Annotated in this window: 17 protein-coding genes; 11 read left to right on the top strand and 6 right to left on the bottom strand. The window is 68.9% G+C overall.

What is annotated here, in order from left to right; translation table 11 throughout:
• The first annotated feature begins 8 nt into the window (after positions 1-8).
• From ACFXKN_RS16375 to ACFXKN_RS16385, 3 genes are read left to right on the top strand one after another with little or no spacing between them, the layout of a single operon-like run.
• Entirely contained in the window at positions 9-407 is a 399-nt protein-coding gene (locus ACFXKN_RS16375; protein WP_379433298.1) for a hypothetical protein, read from the top strand.
• The gene (locus ACFXKN_RS16380; RefSeq protein ID WP_378940452.1) at positions 400-1701 is read left to right on the top strand and encodes a hypothetical protein; all 1302 of its coding nucleotides are present in this window, start codon (positions 400-402) and stop codon (positions 1699-1701) included. Before ACFXKN_RS16375 ends, ACFXKN_RS16380 begins: the two co-directional genes overlap by 8 nt.
• Positions 1698-2402 (top strand): ESX secretion-associated protein EspG, encoded by a 705-nt coding sequence (locus tag ACFXKN_RS16385; protein ID WP_378940453.1) that lies wholly within the window; start codon positions 1698-1700, stop codon positions 2400-2402. The genes ACFXKN_RS16380 and ACFXKN_RS16385 overlap by 4 nt, the downstream gene beginning before the upstream one ends.
• Before the next feature lie 10 nt (positions 2403-2412).
• On the opposite strand, the gene ACFXKN_RS16390 is transcribed toward ACFXKN_RS16385, so the two are convergent.
• Positions 2413-6339 (bottom strand): AAA domain-containing protein, encoded by a 3927-nt coding sequence (locus tag ACFXKN_RS16390; RefSeq protein ID WP_379433299.1) that lies wholly within the window; start codon positions 6337-6339, stop codon positions 2413-2415.
• A gap of 134 nt (positions 6340-6473) precedes the next feature.
• A complete protein-coding gene (locus ACFXKN_RS16395; RefSeq protein ID WP_378940455.1) occupies positions 6474-8276 on the bottom strand; it encodes a DEAD/DEAH box helicase in 1803 nt (600 codons plus the stop codon).
• A 62-nt stretch (positions 8277-8338) separates the two neighbouring features.
• Here ACFXKN_RS16395 and ACFXKN_RS16400 point away from each other — a divergent pair, with 62 nt between their 5' ends.
• The gene (locus tag ACFXKN_RS16400; protein WP_378940456.1) at positions 8339-9196 is read left to right on the top strand and encodes a carbon-nitrogen hydrolase family protein; all 858 of its coding nucleotides are present in this window, start codon (positions 8339-8341) and stop codon (positions 9194-9196) included.
• Between the two features lie 11 nt (positions 9197-9207).
• Positions 9208-9828, top strand: a complete 621-nt coding sequence (locus tag ACFXKN_RS16405) for a phosphoribosyltransferase (RefSeq protein WP_378940457.1) — start codon at positions 9208-9210, stop codon at positions 9826-9828.
• A 7-nt stretch (positions 9829-9835) separates the two neighbouring features.
• Here the strand turns inward: ACFXKN_RS16405 and ACFXKN_RS16410 are convergent, their stop codons facing one another.
• Both ACFXKN_RS16410 and ACFXKN_RS16415 read right to left on the bottom strand, forming a co-directional pair.
• The gene (locus tag ACFXKN_RS16410; RefSeq protein WP_378940458.1) at positions 9836-11014 is read right to left on the bottom strand and encodes an amino acid deaminase/aldolase; all 1179 of its coding nucleotides are present in this window, start codon (positions 11012-11014) and stop codon (positions 9836-9838) included.
• Between the two features lie 45 nt (positions 11015-11059).
• On the bottom strand, positions 11060-11596 hold the full coding sequence (locus ACFXKN_RS16415) for a TetR family transcriptional regulator (RefSeq protein ID WP_378940459.1): 537 nt from the start codon (positions 11594-11596) through the stop codon (positions 11060-11062).
• A 314-nt stretch (positions 11597-11910) separates the two neighbouring features.
• Between ACFXKN_RS16415 and ACFXKN_RS16420 the strand changes: the two genes are divergently transcribed.
• Positions 11911-12654, top strand: a complete 744-nt coding sequence (locus tag ACFXKN_RS16420; protein ID WP_378940460.1) for a tyrosine-protein phosphatase — start codon at positions 11911-11913, stop codon at positions 12652-12654.
• Here ACFXKN_RS16420 and ACFXKN_RS16425 read toward each other — a convergent pair whose 3' ends face one another.
• A complete protein-coding gene (locus ACFXKN_RS16425; protein ID WP_379433300.1) occupies positions 12655-13905 on the bottom strand; it encodes a class I adenylate-forming enzyme family protein in 1251 nt (416 codons plus the stop codon).
• Positions 13906-13983: 78 nt separating this feature from the next.
• Positions 13984-14778 (bottom strand): enoyl-CoA hydratase/isomerase family protein, encoded by a 795-nt coding sequence (locus tag ACFXKN_RS16430; protein WP_379433301.1) that lies wholly within the window; start codon positions 14776-14778, stop codon positions 13984-13986.
• A gap of 176 nt (positions 14779-14954) precedes the next feature.
• On the opposite strand from ACFXKN_RS16430, the gene ACFXKN_RS16435 reads away from it, so the two are divergent.
• From ACFXKN_RS16435 to ACFXKN_RS16455, 5 genes are all read left to right on the top strand, one after another.
• A complete protein-coding gene (locus ACFXKN_RS16435; RefSeq protein ID WP_378943012.1) occupies positions 14955-15674 on the top strand; it encodes a hypothetical protein in 720 nt (239 codons plus the stop codon).
• Positions 15671-16633 carry an ATP-binding cassette domain-containing protein gene (locus ACFXKN_RS16440; protein WP_379433302.1) on the top strand — a complete coding sequence of 321 codons (963 nt, stop codon included), beginning with the start codon at positions 15671-15673 and terminating at the stop codon, positions 16631-16633. The genes ACFXKN_RS16435 and ACFXKN_RS16440 overlap by 4 nt, the downstream gene beginning before the upstream one ends.
• The gene (locus ACFXKN_RS16445) at positions 16630-17415 is read left to right on the top strand and encodes an ABC transporter permease (protein WP_378940464.1); all 786 of its coding nucleotides are present in this window, start codon (positions 16630-16632) and stop codon (positions 17413-17415) included. Before ACFXKN_RS16440 ends, ACFXKN_RS16445 begins: the two co-directional genes overlap by 4 nt.
• A complete protein-coding gene (locus ACFXKN_RS16450; protein ID WP_379433303.1) occupies positions 17415-21020 on the top strand; it encodes an ABC transporter ATP-binding protein in 3606 nt (1201 codons plus the stop codon). The genes ACFXKN_RS16445 and ACFXKN_RS16450 overlap by 1 nt, the downstream gene beginning before the upstream one ends.
• Positions 21021-21125: 105 nt before the next feature.
• Positions 21126-24896, top strand: a complete 3771-nt coding sequence (locus ACFXKN_RS16455; protein WP_378940466.1) for a multifunctional oxoglutarate decarboxylase/oxoglutarate dehydrogenase thiamine pyrophosphate-binding subunit/dihydrolipoyllysine-residue succinyltransferase subunit — start codon at positions 21126-21128, stop codon at positions 24894-24896.
• Positions 24897-24983 lie beyond the last annotated feature (87 nt).

Consider the following 24983-nt stretch of genomic DNA (forward strand, 5'->3'; position numbering starts at 1 on the left):
GGGAACCGGTGCAACCGAACCGAACGGGGCTGCCGAATACGGCGGCTCTCGGCCAAGCCGTCGACGAGGGTGGGCTGTGGATCGACGGAGTGCTCGTCGCCGACGGCGCGCCAGAACGGTGCGCTCTGCGCTACGAACGACTGGCCGATGAGGTCGACGCCCAGGTGCGGGTTCTCGGCCAGGCCGCGGTGATCCCCGGTTTCGGCGGACTCGCCTCGGGCGGTGCCCTGCGTACCGGCTTCGAGACCAAGGCGACCGAGGCACTCGACGAACTGCGTGCCTACGCGAGCAGCGCGCGCGAGCTGGCCGCGGTGTTCCGTGCCGCCGGTGCGAGCTACCGCGACGCCGATCAGGCGCTGGCGGGCGCGGTCGCCGCGATCGAGGTTCCCGGTGGTGGCGATGCGTAGCATTTCCGGCCGCATCGACGCGGACTACGTGTCCGTCGTCGAGGTCTTCGACAACCTCTCCCATGCCGATATCCACAGTGCGGTAAGGCAACTCGACCCGGCGGCACTGGCAGGCGCGGGGCAGACCTTCCTCGCCACCGCCACCGGCCTCGGTGACGGGGTCGAGATCGCACACGGTGAGATCAGGGCCGCTATCGCCGACGGCTGGCGCGGCGCCGCGGCCCAGCAGGCCTGCGACGCCGTGCGCGACTTCGAGCACGCGGGTCGGCGCATCGCCGATGTCTTGACGGCGGTCGGCGTCCGGCTCAGCCAGGCAGGCGATGCCGCCGAGTCCATTCGCACCGCCGTCGCGGAACCCACTGGGACAGAGCCTGATCCGGCTGCCGCGCTCCTCGACTCCGAGCAGGCGGCGAACAACGCCACGATTACCCGCGAGGCCGAGAACGCTCGGCTCGACGCGGTGCGGGCGATGGAGACGATCTACGCCGGAGCCTTCCTGCCGACCGGGTCGGGTGTGCCCGCGTTCACCGGAATCACCACGGAGACAGGAACTGTCGCTGCCGGTGCCGCACCGTCGGGTGCCGTGGCCGCAACTCCGCAGACCACGCCCGCGGTCATCGCATCGACGACAACACCGGCAACCGTCACCGCCGCCACGCTGCCCGCCGGATCCCCGCCGGTTGCCGGCAGCACCGGCGCGGCATCGACGAGCAACGGCGCGCTCCCGGCCAACGGCAACGCCGCGGGCCCGGCGCTGTCGACAGGCGGGACGGCCCCTGCCGCCACGACACCGGCCGCGGTCGCCGGTCCGGGCAGGCCGCTGACCAATCCCGCCGCGACAGCGAGCACCACCACGGCTGGACCAGCGGGCAGCACCCCGGCAGCCACGTCACCAGGTTCCCTCGGCAGGGCCGCAAGCAGCCGGCCCCGCCCCACACCGGCCGACACCAGTACGGCCTCGGCCGCCGGCCAGGTGGCCGAGACCTCGGCCGCGAGCGATGGGCGGCAGGACCGTGATCCCTCGGTAGCCGGCGGTGAGGCCGCGGCCGGGATGAGCGCGGGCGCTATCGGCGGCATGATGGGTGGGGCGATCGCCGCGGATCAGGCACGGGCGTCCGGTGGGCCGCGGCCTGCCCAGCCGGTGGACGAACCCGAGGACGAGGACGACGAGTTCCTGCGGTTCCTCGAGGACGAGCCGACCTATCTCGAGCCCGCCGATGAGGTGAACGCGCTGATCGGGAAGATGGATCCGACCAGTCCCGCCGTGCTCGGTGAGTGGACCGAACGGGAGTGAACTGGCACTTCACCCCGGACCAGTTCGCGCTGACCTGGGCACGCACGGACGGCGACCGGATCCCCTATCCGCTCGCCGTCCGCGCGTCGGCACGCGACACCGTCGAGCGCGCCGCCCAGCAACCCGCGCTCGACGCTTGGTGCGCCCGCACCCTCGACGCCGACCTGGCGGCCGCCCTGCGCGTGCTGGCGAAACCGGAGATCCGGGTCGAGGTGTGTGGCCACGCGCCGGCACCGGTGCGGATGCTCGGCGCGGTCACCGCGGATGTCGCGGTCCTCGCGGTCCAGGATCCCGGCAGCGCGCCCGACCGTGGCGGCTCGGTCCATGTTCAGGTCGGTAGCACGAAACGTCTAGCGGCCCAGGTGTTCTCCCGGCTTCCGGCGCAGCCCCCCGGCCACATACCGCGCATCACAGCGCCGGCGACTCGTGTCGACGAGGACAGCCGCGACCTGGTGACCGCCCCCGTCGCCGGCCCGTCCGACGCCGCCCGCATCCGCCGCCTCCTACAGCGCCCCCGCAGCGGCATCGGCCAGATCCTCGTCGCGGCGGGCACGGACCCGAAACCCACGGGCGTGCTGTCCTGGATCGACCTCACCGGCGACGGCCGCTACCTCGTCCACGCCAGCCGACATATCGACATCACCCCCGCCACCCCCGATTCCGCCGTCGAATGGCTGCGCCGCCTGCTCCGCAGCGTATGACTGCCCCCGGCTAACCGAGATGGAGGAACCCTGCCAGGTCGGCCAGCTCTTCCGGAGTATCCGGCAGGTACTCGGTGAGCAAGGGCGAGCGGATAACGATGGCTTTCCACATGGCTCGGCACAGGGTCGCGTGGATGACGGTGCGCGACAACAGGGGTCGCATGCCGAAGGGTGCGTCGGCCGGGGTCGATGTGGTCATCGACAGCAGGACCACAGCGGCTTCCCGACCCCGGAACCGGTCGGGCGTGCCCACGAGCACGTCTTCGATCTTGGCCCGGGCCAGCAGAGTTCGAATACGCGCCACCTGGGCGGCATACGGGGCCACAACGAATATGTCATGCGGGTGGAGCTTGCGCGTGCCGCCGTCAGAGGTCCAGGTTTCGCCGAGCAGGACGCGAACCCGGCGCACCACTTCGCGCGCCTCGGCGTCGGATTCGGTGGCGCTGCCACGGTGCTCGACGAGCACCGTGCTCACCCCGGGCGCGATCCCGGCCAGATCCCTGGTCAGGGTGATCGCCTCGTCCGCGCGTAGTCGGCCGTCGTAGCAGCTCGCCGACACCGGTTCGCAGACCGCGGGGTGCATGCGCCAGGTGCGGTCGAGGAAGTAGCCGCGGTCGACGGGCAGGGTCGCCGCCCCATCACAGAGCCACTCCAAGGCCGAGACCTGCACGGGCTGTGGATGTTTCGCCTGCGACCTGGCCGGTACCGGGTCGCCGATCAGCAGCAGATTGCGCGCGCTCACCGCGACCGCGACGGTGTCGGCCAGCGAGCATTCGCCTGCGTCGGCGATCACCAGCAGGTCGAGGGCGCCGGGTGCGATCAGCCGCTCGTCGACGAAATCCGCTGTGGTACCACCGATCACGCAACCGTTGACCGCGTTGTCGAGGAACCGCGGATACCGCGCGGCGTCGATCGCCGACCATTCGAGGCCGACCGAGGCAACGTCCTTCTTCGCCACGAGCTCGGGCAGCAGTCCCGCCTCGACGACCGCGTCGAAGATCCGCTCGATCACCGCGTGCGACTGCGCCACCACCCCGATCCGCCACTTGTGCCGGGTGACGAGCCGCTCGAGCGCACGCCCGGTGATCCCGGTCTTGCCGGTGCCGGGCGGGCCGTGCACGGCCAGGTACGAGGCGTCCAGCGCGCCGACCGCGTGGGCGAGGACGGCACCGAGGTCATCGCGGGGCTGCGGCAGCGCCATCCCGTCGCGCAGCCGTGGCGCGCGGCGCAGCAGCAAATCGTAGACCGCGTTCTCCGGTACCCACGGCAGGCTCATCAGCAGGTTCTGGCCGGTGTACTCCAGCGCGGCCTCGATCTCGGCCTCCCCATCGGGCGGGCCGGGAGCGATGGCGGCGGGGAGGTCGTCGTAGGGCGGGCAGCCTGCCGGAAGCAGTTCTTCCAGCCGGACGGTGTCGTCGAAGTTCGGATCGACGGCGCACCCGAGCACGGTGGCGGTAGCGGTGGCACGGCGGCCGAGCGTCTGGGTCATCCCCGCCGCGGCGGCACCGTCGTAGATGGTGACCATCTGCGTGCCGGGGGTGAGCGTGGCGCCCGTGCCGAGCCTGCCGGTGAGCGTGAGGTAGCGGCGCATCGTCGGAAGTTGCGGCGTGCGATGCCATTTGGTGTCGACGGTGCCCCATTCGACGACGAGCACGCCCGGCGCGTCGGCCCAGTCGCCGACCGGATGGCCGAGCCGATCGATGTGGGCCCACCAGCGGGGCTGCCGTTCCCGCCGGTGGTAGCCGAGGACCGCGGCCGTCAGGGCGGCGGCGCGCGCCGAATCTCCTTGCGCGTCAGCGGCGAACTCACTGAGCGCCGCTTCCAGCGAGCCGGGGTGCAGCGAGGGCGGTACATCCGATTCCGCGACGGCGAACCGAGTGCCCGGCACCGCGATTCCCGCGTCGGTCGCACGGTCGAGCAGCCAGTCGCGGATACCGAGAACCGTCGCCGCTCGACCGGGCGTATCCGGCAGCAACGCGGCGAGTCCCGCTGCGTCATAGGACTGTTCACCGATCAGCAGCGCGGTGCGCACGATCGGTGCCAGGTCGACAAGCGCGCCATCGGCCAACAGCTCATCCAGCAGATCGGCACCGGTTCCGAGCCGGCCTGCCCAATCGAGCAGCGCCGTCCGGATATCCGACCCGTAGTGGTACACACGCACATTCGGATTCGCCGCCCGATGCTCGGCGATGATCTCCAGCAACTCCTCGAACACGCCCCCGCCCTGCGACGGCGAAGCGGTCGCGAAACCGTGAGCGCGCTCCATGACAGCTTCGGCCGAGCCGAATTCACCGGTACCGCTCCGATCACCGGCCACCACATGATCGAAGCCGGCGGGGCCGCGGGTTCCGGCTGGACGTAAATCGGCCGCCGTCACATCGGCCGAGTCGCTGATGACGATGCGTGCGAAGGCGATGGTGTCGGCCTCCGACGGATCGCCACCGCCGCCCGCGCGCCCGTGGCCGGCGGGCGTCGGTTCGGCTCTGGGGTAGCCGCCCGGATTCGCGGGTTCGATGCCGTTCGGCCCGAAGACCACCGCGTTGGTGTCCATCGGATCAACCGGGGTACCACGGGAGCCCACACTGTACGGCTGGTCGACACCGGCGACTACCGGCCGGAAGACGATGCCACTCGCATCGGCGAGCTCGAGGCCGGTGATGGTGCCGTGCCGGTCGAGGTCGATGACCAGCGCGAGGTCGCCCGAGCACGGGGCGGGCAGGGCGCCGAGGGCGGCCGCGTCGCGGAGGGTGAAGGTGGGGCGACCGGTGCGTTCGCGGACGAGTTGGAGCTCGGCTTGTGTGCGCAGCGCGGTCAGCGTGCGGGGAGCCAGGCCGGGGACGGGGGTGTTACCGGTAGCGAGGCGGTCGATCGTGAGCACGCCCGCCTCGCGCAGCCTGGCGCGCTGGGTGGGGCGGATTCCCGCGACCAACAACAGGTCTCGCGCAGTAGCCGCCGCCGCACGGCAACTCGGACAGTGCCCGCACGCCAGGTAGCGGGGGTCGCCCCACTGGACGGGCAGCAGTTCCGCCAGCTTGTCCTCGATGATGAGTTCCACGCGAGCCCGCCGCGCCGAATACACCGGCGCCAGTTCATCGGTCACGTCACGCCGCACACCATCGGCTGTCCACAGATACGCCGACGGATCGACAGACCTGCCCAGCTCGGCGAGGGCCTGCGCACAGGCCGCCGATTCGAGACGAGCGCACAGCAATTCGCGCGCCGGATCGACTTTGATCGCGTGCACCGACGCCGCGACCCGCTCGAACGGCGTCCGGCCGGCGGCCAACTCGCGGCGCAGGACACGAATGTCGGCGGGTGGCACGGCCATCGCCCCGACGGGACTGCCGGTCTGCTCGTCCGCCCACGACACCGAATCTGTGGACGCCGAGCCGACCTGGCCTTGCGAAAGCTCCCGACGCGGGGAGTTCGTCGGTGCGGCAACCGAAACCGGGGCCCCGCCCAGGAAACCCGTTGCCGCGGAATCGAACTCCACCCGGCTGCGAGCACGAGAATCGCCGAGCACACCCACTACGGCCGGTCCGACGGCACTGTGCAGCGTGTATCGCGGTTCGTTCTCGGCGCGGACCACCAGATCTGCACCGCAGGCGAATCGCCCGTCGAAGAACACCGCGCCGTAGATGGCCTCGGCGCCGGAACTCAGCGCGTGCGCGGTGTGCTCGGCAGCGGATGTGAGCGCCGCGATCCGGGCAGCCGCGTCCCCGCCGACCGCCTCGGGTGACGGAATCCGGACGAGCCTGTCACCGAAGTGCGCGACCAGTTCGGCGGACGGCTCGGCCGTGCGCACCAGCGGGGCGGTCGTGTCGGGGACCCCGGGCAGGTTGCCGAGGGCGGCGTCGATTCCGCGCAGCACCGCGAACTCACAGTTCGCCGCGCGCGCGAGATCGCCGACGGCACCGACCACCCGATCACCGGACACGAACAAGCGCGGCCCTCCTGTGTTCACGCACACCCGACGCCCAACACCTTAACCAGCGTTGCGAGAGACCAGGGCACTACCCGCGGACAGGGCGAAACGCGCCTGACCTCGGCCCCGGTACCCGCGAGCAGGACTCAGGTGCGCGGCTTGCGCCGTTCGGTACGCGGTCGCGCCTCGCGGTCGCGGCGCGGGCCACGAGCGTTCAGTCGCTGCGCCGGTGCGCCCTGGTCGGGCGTCAGCTGGATCAGCACGCCGCTGATCCTGGTGCGCCGCAAGGCTTCCAGGGTCTCGTTGGGCAGGTTGGCAGGCAGCTCGACGAGGCTGTAGTCGGGCCGGATGCTGATGTGGCCGAAGTCGCTGCGACGCAGGCCACCCTCATTGGCGATGGCACCCACGATCGCGCCGGGGACCACACGATGGCGCTTGCCGACGCTGATCCGGTAGGTGGCGAGTTCTTCGCCGTTCTCCCGGTTGAACGACGGCGGACGCGGGGCGCGGTCCTCGTCGTCGTAGCGGCGCGGGGCGCGCTCACGGTCGCGATCGTAGTCACGCTCACGACGCGGGGCGGGCTCCGGCTCGGGCGACATGAAGAAGTTGTCGCCGTCATAGCCACCGACGGCCAGTGCCGCGGCGATATCGGCGAGCGGGGTGTTGTGCTCGGCCTCGTAGTCCTCGATCAGCTTGCGGAACAGCGCGATGTTGTCCGAGGACAGGTTCTCGGTGATCGAGTCGCCGAACTTGGAGGCACGCGTGGCGTTCACGTCGTCGACGCTCGGCAACTGCATCTCGGTGAGCGCGCTCTTGGTTGCCCGCTCGATCGACTTGAGCAGATGACGCTCACGCGGGGCCACGAACAGCAGCGCCTCGCCCGAACGGCCCGCGCGGCCGGTGCGGCCGATGCGGTGCACGTAGGACTCGGTGTCGTGCGGGATGTCGTAGTTGACCACGTGGGAGATGCGGTCGACATCAAGGCCGCGAGCCGCGACGTCTGTCGCGACCAGGATATCGATGCCGCCCGACTTCAGCTGCCCGATGGTGCGTTCACGCTGGTTCTGCGCGATGTCACCGTTGATCGCGGCGGCGGAGAAACCGCGCGAACGCAGCTTCTCGGCCAGCTCTTCGGTGGCCTGCTTGGTGCGCACGAAGATGATCATCGCCTCGAAGGTTTCGACCTCGAGCACGCGCGTGAGGGCATCGAGCTTGCGCTGATGCGACACCTGCACATAGCGCTGGGTGATGTTGGAGCTGGTCTGCGTCGTGGACTTGACCGTGATCTCGACCGGATCGTTGAGGTACTGCTTGGAGATCTTGCGGATCACGCCCGGCATGGTGGCCGAGAACAGCGCGACCTGCTTGTCCTTGGGGGTGTCACGCAGGATGCGCTCGACGTCTTCCTGGAAGCCCATCTTGAGCATCTCGTCGGCCTCGTCGAGCACCAGGTAGCGCAGCTGCGAGAGGTCGAGCGTGCCCTTCTCCAGGTGATCGATCACACGGCCGGGCGTACCGACGACAACGTGCGCGCCGCGACGCAGACCCGACAGCTGCACGCCGTAGCTCTGCCCGCCGTAGATCGGCAGCACATGCAGACCCGGGATGTGCGAGGAGTATTTGCCGAATGCCTCGGCGACCTGGATCGCGAGCTCACGAGTCGGCGCGAGCACCAGGGCGCTCGGCTTCTTCTGCGCGGTGTCCAGATTCATCAGGATCGGGATCGCGAATGCCGCGGTTTTGCCGGTGCCCGTCTGGGCGAGGCCCACCACGTCGGCCCCGGAGAGCAGCGGGGGGATCGTCGCTGCTTGAATCGGGGACGGCGACTCGTAGCCCACATCGGCGATGGCCGCGAGGACGCGGTCATCGATCCCGAGATCGGCGAAAGTCGGGCCGGTGTCGTTCCTGTCGTTGTCGGCAGGAACGCTGTCGACCTCATTTGTACTCATTGACCACGAGTTTACTGCCTGGCGGTAGCTGTCCCAACCACCAGGTGAATACGGTGAGACCTATGCAACTGTCTGACGGGTCAGCACATCAGGAACTTACGCCGGTGACAGTGGGGATCGCGGCGGTCCAGTTCGCCCCCGAAACCGACCCCGAAACCAATCTGTCGACCCTGCGCGAACACGTGCGGACGGCCGCCGCCGCGGGTGCTCGCGTGGTGCTCGCGCCCGAATACTCGATGTTCGCTGTGACCCGTCTCGATGAGCGGGTGGTGGCGATCGCCCAGCCACTCGACGGTCCATTCACCAGTGGACTCGCGGCCCTCGCAGCCGAATTCGGAGTGTTCCTCGTGGCCGGGGTGGTGGAGTTGCCATCACCGGGGGCACAACGAATCAGTAATACGCTCGTCGCGCACGGGCCCGATGGCGCGCGCGTGGCGGTGTATCGCAAGGTGCATTTGTACGACGCGTTCGGACATCTGGAATCGGATGTGGTGGCGGCGGGCCCGCTCGTCGCGCCTGCGACATTCGCTGTCGACGGCGTGGTGTTCGGCATGCAGACCTGTTTCGATCTGCGATTTCCGGAGGGGTGTCGGCGTGTCGCGGCGGCGGGCGCGCACGTGTTGCTGCTGCCCGCGCAGTGGATTCCGGGACCGGCCAAGGTCGACCAGTGGACGACGCTGCTGCGGGCGCGCGCCATCGAGAACACGGTGTACGTGGCGGCGGCCGATCAGTGCGCGCCGCGCGGTGCGGGCGCGTCGATGATCGTGGATCCGGCGGGGACGGTGCTGGCCGAACTCGGCGACGAACCCGGCGTACTCACCGCGACGGTGGATCCAGCGCATCTGGCCAGGGTGCGCACCGCCAATCCCAGCCTGTCGCTGCGACGCTTCGCCATTTCCGAGGCTTCCGGAGCGGAGTAGCGTTCGAGGCGATGGTGTACCCGGATCGCACAGCGGCGGGCCGCGCCCTCGGCACGGCCCTGGAGCACCTGCGGGCCACTCGTCCGCTGGTGCTCGGGTTGCCACGCGGGGGTGTGCCGGTGGCGGCGGCGGTGAGCGCGGCGATCGGCGGGGAACTCGATGTGCTGCTGGTGCGCAAGCTGGGGCTGCCGTGGCAGCCGGAGTTGGCGATGGGCGCGCTCGGCGAGAGCGGACTTCTGGTACTCAATCGTGACGTCATCGATCGCAGCGGGGTGAGCGCCGAGGCCTTCGACGAGGTGGAGCTGGCCGAGCGGGCCGAGCTACGCCGTCGGCAGGAGATGCTGCGGGTCGGCGAGCCGATTCCCCTGGCGCGGCGCACGGTGGTGATCGTCGACGACGGGATGGCGACCGGGGCGACGGTGGTGGCCGCGTGCCGGGTGGCGCGGGCACAGCGGCCCGACCGGCTGGTGGTGGCCATGCCGGTGTCCTCACCCGAGGCGGCGCGCCGGGTCGAGCGCGAATGCGATGAACTCGTCTGCCTGTGGACGCCCGCCGACCTGGGCGGAGTCGGCATGGCCTACCGGGATTTCCATCAGCTCGAGGACTCCGAAGTCATCGAGCTACTGCGTTGAGGCGATCTCAGCCGAAGCACTGCCCTTCGCCTCGATAGGTGGGAACGGTTGTGCGCGTTCCTGATTCATCGATGAGGTGGATCTCGGCGAAGCGTTCGCATAGCTCGCCGGCCTTGGCGTGGCGGAACCACACACGGTCGCCGATCTCGAGTTCCGCGCCACCGGCCAGGGGTGTCTGGACCTCGCCCGCGCCTTCGGAGCCGAGCAGTTTCAGACCCGCGGGCCACACGGGAACCGGTACGCGACTCGGGCCGGCGGGACCCGAGGCGATGTAGCCACCCGCGAAGACTGTGGCGATGGTCGGGGCCGGTTTACGCAGGACCGGAGTGGCGAAGAACAGGGCGGGGCGGGGGGTGAACGAGCGGTAATGGTCGAACAGGGTCGGCACGTAGAGGCCGGAACCGGCGGTCACCTCGGTGACATCGGGATCGGTGATCGAGACTTCGATCGAACCGGTGCCGCCGCTGTTGACGATCTCCAGCGGGCCGGTCACCGCGCGTACCGCGTCGAGCACCCGGGTGCGCCTGCGCCCGATTTCGATGGCGGACAGGCGTTTCACCGCGCGCACCGCCGGATTGCTGTCGGGCAGACCCGCGATCTGCGACTCGTAGGTCATCACGCCGACCACATCGAACCCGCGCCGCCGTGCTTCGGCGGCCAACTCATCGGCTTGCTCGGGACTGCGCACCGGCGAGCGCCGGGCACCCAGATGCAGCGGGCCGATGCGCAAGGCGGCGTCGACATCGAGGCAGACGCGAGGGTGGACCAGGTCGGTGCCCATCGCGGCGCGGGTGAGTTCGAGCTGGGCGACATCGTCGATCATCAGCGTGATCGCTGCGAGCAGGGTCGGGGCGGTGGCGAGTTCGGCCAGGGCCGCCCGGTCGAGAACCGGGTACCCGAGCAGGACGTCGCGGGCGCCGAGGCGGGCCAGCCAGATAGCCTCGCGCAGCGAGTACGCCATGATCCCGGCGAAGCCGTCGCGGGCGGTGAGCCCGTCGCCGAGCACCCGCTCGAGCACGGCCCGGCAGCGCACCGACTTGCTGGCCACCCGTACCGCGATGCCGTTCGCCCGCCGCACGAGGTCGGCGGCATTGCGGTCGAGCGCGGTCAGGTCGACGGCGGCCAGCGGCGGGTCGAGCTCCGCGGTCGCCGCGTGCAGATGGTGCAGCGATGTCGTCTGGGTCACCCGACTACTGAACCACCTATTTGGTCAGTCGTCCAGCATTGCGGGTCAGCTTTCGACAGCCTTCAGAGTCAGGCAGCCGACCAGGTCGTCGATCACCACGAGGATGGTCTCGTCGTTGCCGTCGGCGAGCCAGCGCAGGACCGCGCCGTGGAAGACCGAGACGAGGTAGTTCGCCACCGAATCGACCGGCTCGAGCCACTGCGTGCCGGACAGGCGCGCGCACATCCCGAGGAAGTCGGCGGCCTCGTCGTCCATCTCGCGGAACATCGCGACGGCGGTCGGATCGCCGATGGGGTCACCCGGGGGCGCCCACCGCAGGCGCAAGGTCTGCAACGCGGCTTCGTAGGCGGCTATTCGCCGGGCGGGAGCGGCCTTCACCAGCGGCCAGTAGGTGCTGAGCCCAGCATGCAAGAACACCCGCAGTGCCCGAACGCCGGTAGCGTCCGAACTGGCGGCGGCTTGTTCGACGGCATCACATACGGCAGGCCGTAGCGAAATTTCAGTTAGTTCACGGCTGGCGCTCAACGACGACTCCTCGGCAACAAATATCGCTGCCCGCGGCGATGCGAGCTTGGTGGTCACCGAGCTCGATCTTAGAAGATTTTCAGGATTCATGAACTGGTTCAGCCATCCTTTTCAGACTGAAAGATTGTTTTGTTATCCGAATGCGACCTTTTGAAAAACCGACCATACGGCCTCAATTTGTCGCATTCCTGGATATCCGGCACCCCCGCGCCCGAATCCACGCATCTGGTCGATTGTACAAGTAGGCCCTGGTCAGGCCCCGAGGTGTGGGCGACGGCACAGTGGCAACCGTCGGAACGGACACAACACATCCGATGTCCGATCCGCGAACTCGGGCGCGGCGACGTCGGGGTCGCCGATAACCTGGTCAGGTGACTCTCTCGCCTCCTGCCGACCAGTTCGCTCTCAGCGGCACCTTCAATTTCCGCGATGTGGGCGGTCTTCGCACCGCTGACGGCACCACGGTTCGTCCCGGCGTCCTGCTGCGATCGGCCCAACTGAGCGGTCTGGACGACAAGGGCCACGACACCTTGCGCGAATGGGGCGTCACCGATGTGCACGATCTGCGCGGCATCGTCGAGATCGACCACATCGGCCACGACACCCTGCCCGATGACGTGCGCCTGCACGTGACACCGTTCGATTCACGCATGGAGGAGGCGCCGCCGCACGAGGCGAAGACCACCTCGGCGTTCGCGCACATGATCGAGGTCTACCGAGCCTTCCCGGCCCTGCCCGAGGCACACACCGCGATCGCCGAACTGGCCGGCTCGATCGTGCGCGGCGACGGCGCGGTCCTGGTGCACTGCGCGGCAGGCAAGGACCGCACCGGCTGGGCGGTCGCCACCTTGCTGCGCGCCGTCGGCGTCACCGAAGAGGACGTGTACACCGACTTCCTGGCCAGCAACGCGGCCGTCGAGCCGCTGCGCAGACTCCTGGAACCGAAGATCGGCAACGGCGACGCGCTGTCGGCGGACCTGCTCGGCGTGCGCGAGGAATACCTACGCACCGCCGACGCCGGGGTCCGCGAGATCCACGGCGACATCGAGACCTACCTCGCGACGGTCGGCCTCACCGGCAACCTGCGCGAGGCATTGCGGTCCCGCCTGGTGTGATCACAGCCCACTGACCCGGCGGCCCGGGTCCACCCGAACCAATCCATCGGCATCGATACTGACGAAATCGCCGGTGTGGAACCAACTCCCGCTGAACCGAGCGGCCGAGGCATCGGGGTTGTTCCAGTAGCGACGGCTGACATTCGGCCCACGACACAGCAATTCGCCGCGACCGGCACTCGCCTGCGGCCCGAACAGCGCCAATTCCGTTCCGCCGAAGGCGAACCCGAGCGTCGCCTCGGAGTCGGCGAGCTCGGTGTCATCGACCATCAGCCCGATGCCACTGGTCTCGGTGGCCCCCCAGACCGACCACTGTTTGGCAGCGGGAAACAGCCCACGCAACGCAGTGGCGAGAGTGGCGGGAGCCGCCGCGGCAGCGCGTTCGGACCGGTGACAAGCCTTGCTGATCCGGCGCACACCGGCGCCGGTACGGCGGGCGAGGAGTTCCGGCACCAGTCCCGCGAAGATCCGCGGCGTGGCCGAGACAGTATCGATCCGCTCGGCCACCAGCACGTCGGAAAGCCGGCGGGCACCCGGCGCGAGCACGACCGTGCCGCCGACAGCGAAGGTGGGTAGCAGTTGGTCGACGCACCCACTGGCATGAGCCAATGGCAACAGCACCAGATTGCGCAACCCATCGGCAGGCAGTCCGAGCGCCCCGACCACCGACGACACCGCCGAGAGCAGATTCTCATTGGTCAGCTCGACACCCGTTGGCACGGGCCGGCGAGCCGCGGCGCCGGTGTAACAGAGCAGGGCCGGATCATCGAGTGCCGCACCGTCATCGATGTAGGCAGTGCTGTCGGGCAACGGTCCGTCCGGACCGAGCACGAAATCGGCGCTGCTGTCGGCGATCACACGCTCGGCGATCGCGGCGGGCAGGGCGTCGGGCACCAGGACCGGTACCGCGCCCGAGAGCAGGGCGCCCAGGAACGCCTGTACCCAGCGCGCACTGGTCGGCATGTGCACCGCGACCCGATCGCCGTAGCCGATGCCGTGGTCCTGCAGGCCGCCCGCGATCCGCGAGGCGCTGTGCCAGAGTTCGCGATAGGTCAGACGCGGGCCGCCGACCTCGACCACTGCCTCCCGATTCGTGAACGAGTGCACCCGCAGGTCGAGCAGCTCGGTGAGGGCCGGGCTGAGGTCGCCGTAGCGCAGCACGCCGTCGGAGCCCCGCCGCAGCTGCGTTGCCGCGCTGGTGGCGGGGAACTCGAAGACGGCCGCGCCCGGTTCGTGCTCGCCATGACCCATCCGGACCTCCGTACGTCGATACAGCCGCACCTGTGACTATATGACGTGGATCACACCACTGTCAGGCACTCGGCGTGCTCATTCGCCGCGATAGGTCGCCTTGCCCGGTCCGACCTCGAGGAAGCTGCGGACCGCGCCGCGCAGGTCCGCGGTGCCGAACAGCTCGCCCGAGATCTCCGGTGTCACCGAATCCGCGTGTGCCACACCGCCGGAGCGCCACGCCTCGATGATCTTTTTGGTCGCGGCATGCGCGCGGGTCGGTCCTTCGGCGAGGCGGGTGACCAGCGCACCGGCCGCGGTTTCCAGATCCTCGTGGATCGCGTTCACCACGCCCCACTCGGCCATCGTCGCCGCGTCGTAGAGGTCGCCGGTCATCACGAATTCGCGGGCGCGGCCCGAACCTGCCCGCTCGGCCAGCCGCTGCGGTCCGCCCATCGACGGTGTCAGCCCCACGACCGTCTCCACCAGACCGAACTTCGCCTTCGGTGCGGCCAAGATGAAGTCGCACGCGAGGGAGATCTCGAAGGCCGCGGTCAGCGTGAGTCCGTGCGCGGCGAACACCACCGGGCACGGCAGCGCCTCGAGCGGGTGGATGATCTGCGCGAACAGCTCACGCCACAGCTGCGCGCCCTCCTCGACCGTGCGGCCGTCGAAGATGTTCACGTCGACACCGCCCGAGACGACCTTGCCTGCTGCCCTGATCAGCAACGCACGCGGCGGCAGAGCGCTCACCGCGGCGATATCGGCGGTCAGCGAGGCGATGAGTTTGCGATCGAACAGGTTCAGCGGCGGGTGGTCGATGGTGATCGTCGCGAACTCGGCACCGGCTTCGGTGAACTCGCGCGACAGTCGGGTTGGCTGGTTTCCACTCATCGGTTCAGCGTAGAACCCGGCATCGAAGCCGACAGAGCTAGACGGGACCGACCGGCGTGAAGCGCCTCACGCACGTCACGGAACCGCGGGCTGTCGGTGGTCGTTGGCATGATGAGCTCTGGGGTACGGAAGTGCCCTACAGTTCGACTCGTTGGGGCGAAGAGGAGGACGACGCCGTGTTCAAGAACGCGATCGAAAAAGCCGTGGTCGATGTGCTCGACACCGGGTCCAAGCTGCAGGCGCCGGCCGTACGCCGCTATGTCGAGTTCCTGCGTGAGCGTCATCCCGGGGAGAGTCCGGCTCAGATCGTGACACGGTTGGAGAAGCAGTATCTGCTCGCCGTCACCGGCAGCGGTGCCGCGGTCGGCGCCACCGCGGCGGTGCCCGGTGTCGGCACGATCGCCGCGCTCGGGGCCGTCAGCGCGGAGACCGTGTTCTTCATGGAGGCGTCGGCGCTGTTCACCCTGGCCCAGGCGGCGGTGCACGGCATCGAGCCCGAGAACAAGGAAGCCCGGCGCGCGCTGGTGCTCGCCGTCGTGCTCGGCGACGCCGGAATGGCGATCGTGCAGAAGGGGCTGAGCACTCAGTCGAAGAATTGGGCGGGTGCGCTGGCGGGCAAGGTCCCCGGCCTCGGCGGGATCAACAGCAAACTGCTGCAGCAGTTCATGAAGCGGTTCATCACCAAGCGGGTCGCGCTGATGGCGGGCAAGGTGCTGCCCGCCGGCATCGGCGCCGCTATCGGTGGCGCGGGCAACCGGGCGCTGGGCAAGGTCACCATCGAGAACGCGCACAAGGCTTTCGGGCCCGCACCCGCGCTGTGGCCCACCCCGCTGCACAATGTGATCGATGCCGATCCGCTGCCCGCGATCGGTACCGGCAAGGTGAACAAGAAATGAGCAAGACCCGCGGCGGTGACGCCGTGCTGGTGCGTGGCGTCGGCAAACAGTTCGGGCCGGTGAGCGCGGTCCACGAGATCGACTTCGCCGTGCCGACGGGTTCGGTGACCGCGCTCGTCGGACCCGCGGGCGCGGGCAAGTCGACAGTGCTGCGGATGGTGCTGGGGCTACAGCAGCCGACCACCGGCAGCGTCGAGGCAGGCAACCGTGGTCCGGCCGCGGTCGGGGCGATGCTGAGTCCGCGCGGACTGCATCCGGCCCGCACCGTGCACGATCAGCTGTGGAGCTACGCGCCGGTCGCGGGTGCGTCCCGGCGCCGGGTCGCCGCGGTGCTCGACGAGACCGGCCTCACCGCCATCGCCGAAACTGTTGTGGCCCAGCTACATCCAGGTCAGCAGACGCGTTTGGCACTGGCGATGGCGTTACTGGCCGATCCCCCGCTGCTCGTGCTCGACGATCTGTTCTCGGGTGCGAACGGCATCGAACGCGGCTGGCTGCACGATCTGCTGCGCCGTCATGTGACCCGCGGTGGCACCGTGCTGGTGAGTTCGGACGCGCTGGCCGATGTGGTGCCGAGCGCCGATCAACTCGTGGTGCTCAGCGAGGGCACTGTCGTCTGGCAGGGCACACCGGCCAAGCTCCGCCGCGGCCATCCCGACCGGCTCGTTGTCGCCGCGTCCCCGTCCATCGCGCTGGCGACCGCGCTGGCAAGCCACGGATTCACCGACGCGGTCATGCGACCCGACGGCCGCCTGGCCGTCGCCGAGGCGAGCGAGGCGACCATCCGCTCGATCGCCGAGCTCGCGCAGGTACGGCTCGGCAGTATTGTCGCCGACCCCATCCACCCCGATCGGGTACTCGCCTCGCTGACCAAACCGCGCCGTCACCGGCACACCGTGCCCACGCCGAATCCCGCCGCGTACGCCCCGGCGCCGACCTCGTATGGGATGCCCCGATGACCAGCTCCGTGATCCCCGCCGATCTCGTTCCCGGTATCGACACCGAGGCGCGCAAGGTCGTCGCGCTGCGGCAAACCCGGCTGCTGCTGGCCGCGCCGGTGGCGCTGGCGCTGGTCGGAACACTGATCACCGCGATCATGTCGGGACCGGTCGATCCGAAGGGTCAGCCAGCGACCGGTGCCGCCACGATCGGTCTCTACCTCGGGATGATCGCGGTCTTCGTGGTCGCCGCACTGCTCGGCATCGCCTCGACCGGCGGCGAGTACCGGCATAAGACCATGGCGCTGACCGTGCTGTTCGCGCCCGATCGCGACCGGCTGGTCACCGCGAAATACGTCGCCGTCGCCGCCTTCGCGTTCGCGCTCGCGCTGGCCGCCGAACTGGTGAGCTTCCTGGTGCTGCTGGTCGCGGCGCGCGGAAAATTCGAACTCGGCTGGCAGCTGATCGAGGTGCTCGGCGCCGGGCTGCTCGTGGCCATGTGCTGGGCGGTGCTCGGCGCGGGTGTCGGACTGCTGCTGCGCACCTTCAGCGGCGCCGTGTGGCTGGTGCTCGGCTGGGCCTTCGCGCTCGAACCACTGATCTGGGTGGTGGCCAAGGGTTTCGGTGCGGGCGGATTCGCCGCGCTGCTGCCCGTCTCGGCCACGGTGGCGGGGGTGAGCGCGGGCTCGTTCGACGAGGCCGCGGTCTTCGCGCCGACACCGGCGGCACTGGTGGTGCTGGTGCTGTGGACCGCAGCGGTCGGCGTCGTGGGGTGGTGGGACCTGCGCAACCGAGACCTGTAGTGCCTGCCACCGCGGGTTCGTCCGGGTGGGTCCGCAGGCTGTGGCGCCTGTGCCTGGAACATCCCCGGCTGCTGGCGGGCATCGCGGTCTCGGTGCTGGCCGGTGCCGCCGTCGCGATCGCCGCGCCGCTGGCCACCAAACGCGCGGTCGACGCCGCCCAGGTGGGCGACACCTCGGTGATCGGCAGTGCCGCCGCCCTGCTCGCCGTGCTGGCCGCGACCAGGTTCGTCGTCACCTTCGCGCGCAGGCTCTGGGCGGGCAAGCTGTCACTGGAAGTGCAGCACAGCCTTCGGATTTCGCTGCTCGCCGCCCTGCAGCGCCTCGACGGCGCCGGCCAGGACGCGATTCGCACCGGGCAGGTGGTGTCGCGGTCGATCACCGACCTCCAGCTCGTGCAGGGGCTGCTGGCGATGGTGCCGTGGTCGGGGCTGGCGGTCTTGCAGTTCGTGCTGTCGGCGGTGGTGATGGTGTGGTTGAGTCCACCGCTAGCACTGGCCGCCCTGCTGGTCGCGCCCGCGATGGCGGTGATCGTGTTGCGGATGCGGCCCCGGCTCTACGCGGCGACCTGGTCGGCGCAGCAGCGCGCGGCCGACCTGGCCGAACATGTCGAGCAGACAGTGACCGGCGTCCGGGTGGTGAAGGGCTTCGGGCAGGAGTCCCGGATGGTCGACATCCTCGAAGATCACGGCCGGCTGCTGTTCGCGGAGCGGATGCGCGCCGCGCGGATCAATGCCAGGTTCGCGCCCGTGGTGTCGGCGCTGCCGCAGGCCGGGCTGGTCGCGGTGATCATCGTCGGCGGGGTGCTGGCCTCGCACGGCGCGATCGGCATCGGCACCTTCCTCGCGTTCACCGCCTATCTCGCCACGATGACGTCCTCGGCCCGCACGATCACCTCGGTGCTGATCATGGCTCAGCTCACCAAAGCCGCCGTCGACCGCGTCTTCGGGGTGATCGACGCGGCGCCGGTCCTCGTCGATCCCGACGACCCCACCGAACTACCGCCGGGACCACTCGGGATCGAATTCGATGCTGTCAGTTTCGGTTTCGAGGCCGATCAACCGGTCTTGCAGGACCTCGATCTCACCGTGCGCCCCGGCGAGACGGTCGCGGTGATCGGCCCGGCCGGCTCGGGCAAGTCCACGCTCTCGCTGCTGCTGCCACGTTTCTACGCACCCGACGCGGGCCGGATCGATCTCGTCGGCACCGATGGCACCCGGGTCGACCTGGCGGATCTGCGCGCCGATGAGCTGCGCGGCGCCGTCGGTGTCGTCTTCGACGATCCGTTCCTGTTCTCCGACACCATCGCCGCCAATATCGCGCTCGGCAGGCCCGACGCCACCGATGCCGAGATCACCGCCGCCGCGACGGCCGCCGCCGCGGACGAGTTCATCGCCGCGCTGCCCGAGGGCTACGACACCGTCATCGGCGAACGCGGGCTGACGCTGTCGGGTGGCCAACGTCAGCGCATCGCCCTGGCCAGGGTGCTGCTCACCCGGCCCCGCGTGCTGGTGCTCGACGACGCCACCTCCGCGGTCGACGCCGTCACCGAGGCCGAGATCTTCCGCAGGCTGCCCGATCCGGGCGGACGGACCACGCTGATCCTGGCGCACCGCGAATCGACCCTGGCCCAGGCCGACCGCGTCATCCGGCTGCCCGCACCCACCGGATCGATGGTGCCGACGGCGGCCACGATCACCGAGCCCCGCATCGACGCGGGGAAACCGCGGTCGATGTCGTCGGCGTCGAACGACCTCAGCGCGACACCGGAACTACGCGCGGCGGTCGAGGCCCTGCCACCGGCCACCGAAGAACCCGCACTGGCTGGCGACCTGCGCGCACCCCAACCCGACTTCGGGCTCCGCGCACTGCTGCGCCCGGTTCGCGCGCTGGTGTGCGTGGTCGTGGGACTGCTCATCGTCGAGGCCCTGGTCGGCATCGCCTTCCCGCCGCTGGTCCGCTATGCCATCGACACCGGTGTCACCGCGGGCGACGACACCGCGCTCGTCATCTCGGCGGTGATCGGGATCGGGCTGGTCGCGGTCGCCCTGGTGGTCGGCGCCGCGGTCACCGTGCTCACCGCCCGTACGGGCGAGCGAGTGCTGTTCGGGCTGCGGGTGCGTAGTTACGCCCAGTTGCAACAGCTCGGCCTCGACTTCTACGAACGCGAACTGTCCGGCCGCATCATGACCAGGATGACCACCGACGTCGACGCGCTGTCGACGTTCCTGCAAACCGGGGTCGCCACCGGGCTGGTCGCGTTGATCACCCTGACCGGTGTCGCCATCGGGCTGTTCGTCATCGATACCGGGCTGGCCGTGGTGGTGCTGGTCGCCGTGGCGCCGATGCTGCTGGCCACCCTGGCCTTCCGGCGGGTGTCCTCGGTGGCCTACACCGTCTCGCGGGAACGGGTCTCGGCGGTCAATGCCGGATTCCAGGAGAACATCGCGGGCCTGCGCGCCGTGCAGGCCGCCCGCAACGAGCCGACCGCCGCGCGCCGCTTCGCCGAATACTCCCACCGCTACCGTGATGCCAGGATCCGGGCCCAGCGCGCGATCGCGGCCTACTTCTCTTTCGGCCTGGCCTGGGCCGACCTGGCCCTGGCCGTCGTAGTCTATCTCGGCGCCAACGCCGTCGCCGACGGGCGCACGACCACCGGAACGCTCGTCGCCTTCGTGCTCTACCTGGGTCTGTTGTTCAGTCCCATTCAGGAGCTGTCCCAGGTCTTCGACGGTTATCAACAGGCCAGAGTCGGTCTGCGGCGCATCGGCGAACTGCTGCGCACCACGTCGTCGATCGCCGCCGATCCGCCCGACGCGATTCCCATCGACCGGCTACACGGCGAGATCGTCTTCGACGACGTCGGATTTCGCTACCCCGGCGCGAGCGCACCCGCCCTCGACGGCGTGAGCTTCACCGTCCCCCCTGGCGCGACCCTGGCACTCGTCGGCCCGACCGGCGCGGGCAAATCGACGATCGTGAAGCTGCTGGCCCGCCTCTACGACCTCCCACCCGAGCCGGCGGCGGGCGCGATCCGGGTCGACGGTGTCGATCTTCGTCAATATGTCCTCACCGACTACCGGAAGCGGCTGGGAATCGTGCCACAAGAAGTTCACTTGTTCACCGGCGACGTGGCGAGCAACATTGCATTCGGGCAAACATTTGCCACATCCGTGGACATCGCGATCGCGGCCGACAATGTCGGGGCAACGGAAATGATCGACGGTTTACCCAGAAAAATGCACCATCCGGTAGGTGAACGCGGACGCGGGCTGTCGGCCGGGCAACGCCAGTTGATCGCGCTGGCCAGGGCCGAACTGGTCGATCCCGACCTGCTCCTGCTCGACGAGGCCACCTCGACACTCGACCCGGAAACCGAGGCATCGGTGCTGGTAGCGAGCCGATCGCTGGCGCGAGGCCGCACCACCGTCGTGGTCGCGCATCGGCTCGCGACAGCGGCGCGCGCCGATCTGGTCGCTGTGGTCGAACACGGCCGTATCGTGGAATTCGGCGCACCGTCAGACCTACTCGCCAGTAACGGCAACTACTCCCGACTCTGGGCGGCGGGGCTGGAGGCAGAGGGCATAGTGTCGACCCAAGACCGGTAGCGACGCCTGTCAACCGCTGGGCATATGCTCGGTGAGGGCGCATCGGCAGCCATCCGCTGATATCCCTGCCAAGCACGTCACAAACGTCGCAGCGCGAAGAACGAAATGAGGCGAACACCAGCTGTGAGCAGCTCAACTTCCCAGTTCGGACAGAACCAGTGGCTAGTCGACGAGATGTATCAGAAGTTCAAACAGGATCCATCCTCGGTCGACGCGAGTTGGCACGAGTTCCTCGCGGATTACACGCCGGAAGCAACGGAATCCGGTAACAGTCAGGCACCGGTCGCCTCCTCCGCTCCGTCAGCAGCCGCAGCACCGAAGGCGGCAGCTGCTCAGGCCCCAGCCCCCAAAGCCGTGGTAGCGACGGCACCGCCGAAGCCCGCCGTGGCTCCGGCTCCGGCCCCCGCTCCGGCCGCCAAGACCGTGCGCGCACCGCAGACCACACCTGCACCGGTGTCCAACGCACCGGCTACCGCCGCGCCGAAGGCTGCTGCCGCAGGCCCGGAGAACAAGGTGCTGCGCGGCCCCGCCGCCGCCATCGCCAAGAACATGTCGGCCTCGCTGACGATCCCCACCGCGACCTCGGTGCGTGCCATCCCGGCCAAGCTGATGATCGACAACCGCCTGGTGATCAACAACCACCTCGCGCGCACCCGCGGCGGCAAGATCTCGTTCACCCACCTGCTGGGTTACGCGATCGTGCAGGCGATCAAGGCGTTCCCGAACATGAACCGCCACTTCGCCGAGATCGACGGCAAGCCGAACTCGGTCACCCCGGCCCACACCAACCTGGGCCTGGCGATCGACCTCGCGGGCAAGGACGGCAACCGATCGCTGGTCGTCGCCGCCATCAAGGAAACCGAGGAATTCAGCTTCGGTCAGTTCCACGCGGCCTATGAGGACATCGTGCGCCGCGCACGCGAGGGCAAGCTCGGTGCCGACGACTTCGCCGGCGTCACCATCTCGCTGACCAACCCCGGCACCATCGGCACCGTCCACTCGGTGCCGCGCCTCATGCCGGGCCAGGGCGCGATCATCGGTGCCGGTGCGATGGAGTTCCCCGCCGAGTTCCAGGGCATGAGCGACGAGCGGATCGCCGATATCGGCGTCGGCAAGCTGATGACGCTGACCTCGACCTACGATCACCGCATCATCCAGGGCGCCGAGTCGGGCGATTTCCTGCGCACGATCCACAACCTGCTGATCTCCGACGAGTTCTACGACGAGATCTTCCACGGCCTCGGTGTGCCGTACGAGCCGATCCGCTGGCGCAAGGACATCAGCGCGCGCGGTGTCGACAAGAGCGCCCGGGTGCTCGAGATGATCGCGGCCTACCGCAACCGCGGCCACCTGATGGCCGACACCGATCCGCTGCGCCTGGTCAAGGACAAGTTCCGCAGCCACCCCGACCTCGATGTCACCGAGCACGGCCTCACCCTGTGGGACCTTGACCGCACCTTCGACGTGGGCGGTTTCCACGGCCAGGAGCGGATGAAGCTGCGCGATGTGCTCTCGATCCTGCGTGACGCGTACTGCCGCCACGTCGGTGTGGAGTACACCCACATCCTCGAGACCGATCAGCTCAAGTGGATGCAGGAGCGGGTCGAGCAGAAGCACGTCAAGCCGACGGTCGCGCAGCAGAAGTACATCCTGAACCGGCTCAACGCGGCCGAGGCGTTCGAGACCTTCCTGCAGACCAAGTACGTCGGCCAGAAGCGCTTCTCGCTCGAGGGCGCCGAAGCCGTCATCCCGATGATGGACGCCACCATCGACCAGTGCGCCGAGTACGCGATGGACGAGGTCATCATCGGCATGCCGCACCGCGGTCGCCTCAACGTGCTCGCCAACATCGTCGGCAAGCCGTACTCGAAGATCTTCACCGAGTTCGAGGGCAACATGAACCCGGCGGCCACCCACGGCTCCGGCGACGTGAAGTACCACCTCGGTGCGCACGGCCAGTACCTGCAGATGTTCGGCGACAACGAGATCGCGGTCTCGCTCACCGCCAACCCCTCGCACCTCGAGGCGGTCGACCCGGTGCTCGAGGGTCTGGTCCGCGCCAAGCAGGACCTGCTCGACAAGGGCGACGGCCCCGACGGTTTCTCGGTGATGCCGCTGATGCTGCACGGTGACGCCGCGTTCGCCGGTCAGGGCGTGGTCGCCGAGACGCTGAACCTGTCGGGTCTGCGTGGTTACCGCGTCGGCGGCACCATCCACATCGTGGTGAACAACCAGATCGGCTTCACCACGGCGCCGGAGAACAGCCGCTCCACCGAATACTCCACCGACATCGCGAAGTTCATCGGCGCGCCGATCTTCCACGTCAACGGTGACGACCCGGAGGCCTGCGACTGGGTGGCTCGCCTCGCGGTCGACTTCCGCCAGAAGTTCCGCAAGGACGTCGTCATCGACCTCGTCTGCTACCGCCGCCGTGGGCACAACGAGGGTGACGATCCCTCGATGACCCAGCCGGAGATGTACGACATCATCGACACCAAGCGTTCGGTGCGTAAGGCCTACACCGAATCGCTGATCGGCCGTGGTGACATCTCCATGAAGGAGGCCGAGGACGCGCTGCGCGACTACCAGGGTCAGCTGGAGCGCGTGTTCAACGAGGTCCGCGAGCTGGAGAAGTACATTCCGGAGCCGTCGGAGTCGGTCGAGGACGACCAGAAGGTGCCCGCCACCGTGGTCACCGCGGTCGACAAGTCGGTGCTGCAACGTATCGGCGACGCGTTCCTGAACACTCCCGACGGTTTCAACGTGCACCCGCGCGTGAAGCCGGTGCTGGAGAAGCGTCGTGAGATGGCCTACGAGGGCAAGGTCGACTGGGCCTTCGCCGAGCTGCTCGCCTTCGGCTCGCTGATCGACCAGGGCCACGATGTTCGCCTGACTGGTCAGGACTCGCGTCGCGGCACGTTCACCCAGCGGCACTCGGTCATCATCGACCGGATCAACGCCAACGAGTACACCCCGCTGCACAACATCGGCTCGGAGAAGCCCGGTTGGTTCGCGGTGCACGACTCGGCGCTGAGCGAGTACGCCGCCGTCGGTTTCGAATACGGCTACTCCCTGGGTAATCCCAACGCACTCGTGCTCTGGGAAGCGCAGTTCGGTGACTTCGTCAACGGCGCGCAGTCGATCATCGACGAGTTCATCTCCTCCGGTGAGGCCAAGTGGGGCCAGCTCTCCGACGTGGTGCTGCTGCTGCCGCACGGCCACGAGGGTCAGGGTCCCGACCACACTTCCGGTCGCATCGAGCGGTTCCTGCAGCTGTGCGCCGAGGGCTCGATGACCGTGGCGGTGCCGTCCACGCCGGCGAACTACTTCCACCTGCTGCGTCGCCACGCGCTCGACGGGATCCGTCGTCCGCTGATCGTCTTCACCCCGAAGTCGATGCTGCGCAACAAGGCTGTGGTGTCCGACGTCAAGGACTTCACCGAGTCGAAGTTCCGTTCGGTGTTCGACGAGCCCACCTACGAACAGGGCATCGGCGACACCACCAAGGTCAAGCGCATCCTGCTGACCTCGGGCAAGCTCTACTACGAGCTGGCCGCGGAGAAGGCGAAGCACAAGCGCGAAGACGTGGCCATCGTCCGGGTCGAACAGCTCTACCCGATCCCGACGTACCGCCTCAACGAGGCACTGGCCAAGTACCCCAACGCGACCGACATCGCCTGGGTCCAGGAAGAACCTGCCAACCAGGGCGCCTGGCCCTTCTTCGGTCTGAACCTCCCCGAGGTGCTGCCCGAGCGCCTGGGCCGGCTGCGTCGCATCTCGCGTCGCGCCATGTCGGCCCCGTCCTCGGGTTCGTCGAAGGTGCACGCCGTGGAACAGGCCGAGATCATCGGCGAGGCTTTCGAGCCGACCACGTAAGTTCTTCACAGCACGACCGACGCCGGGTGGATCATCGCGATCCACCCGGCGTCGGCCGTTTCACACCCGCGAAGGTGTACACCCCCA

The organism is Nocardia sp. NPDC059195 (assembly GCF_042754695.1).
Taxonomy (GTDB): Bacteria; Actinomycetota; Actinomycetes; order Mycobacteriales; family Mycobacteriaceae; genus Nocardia.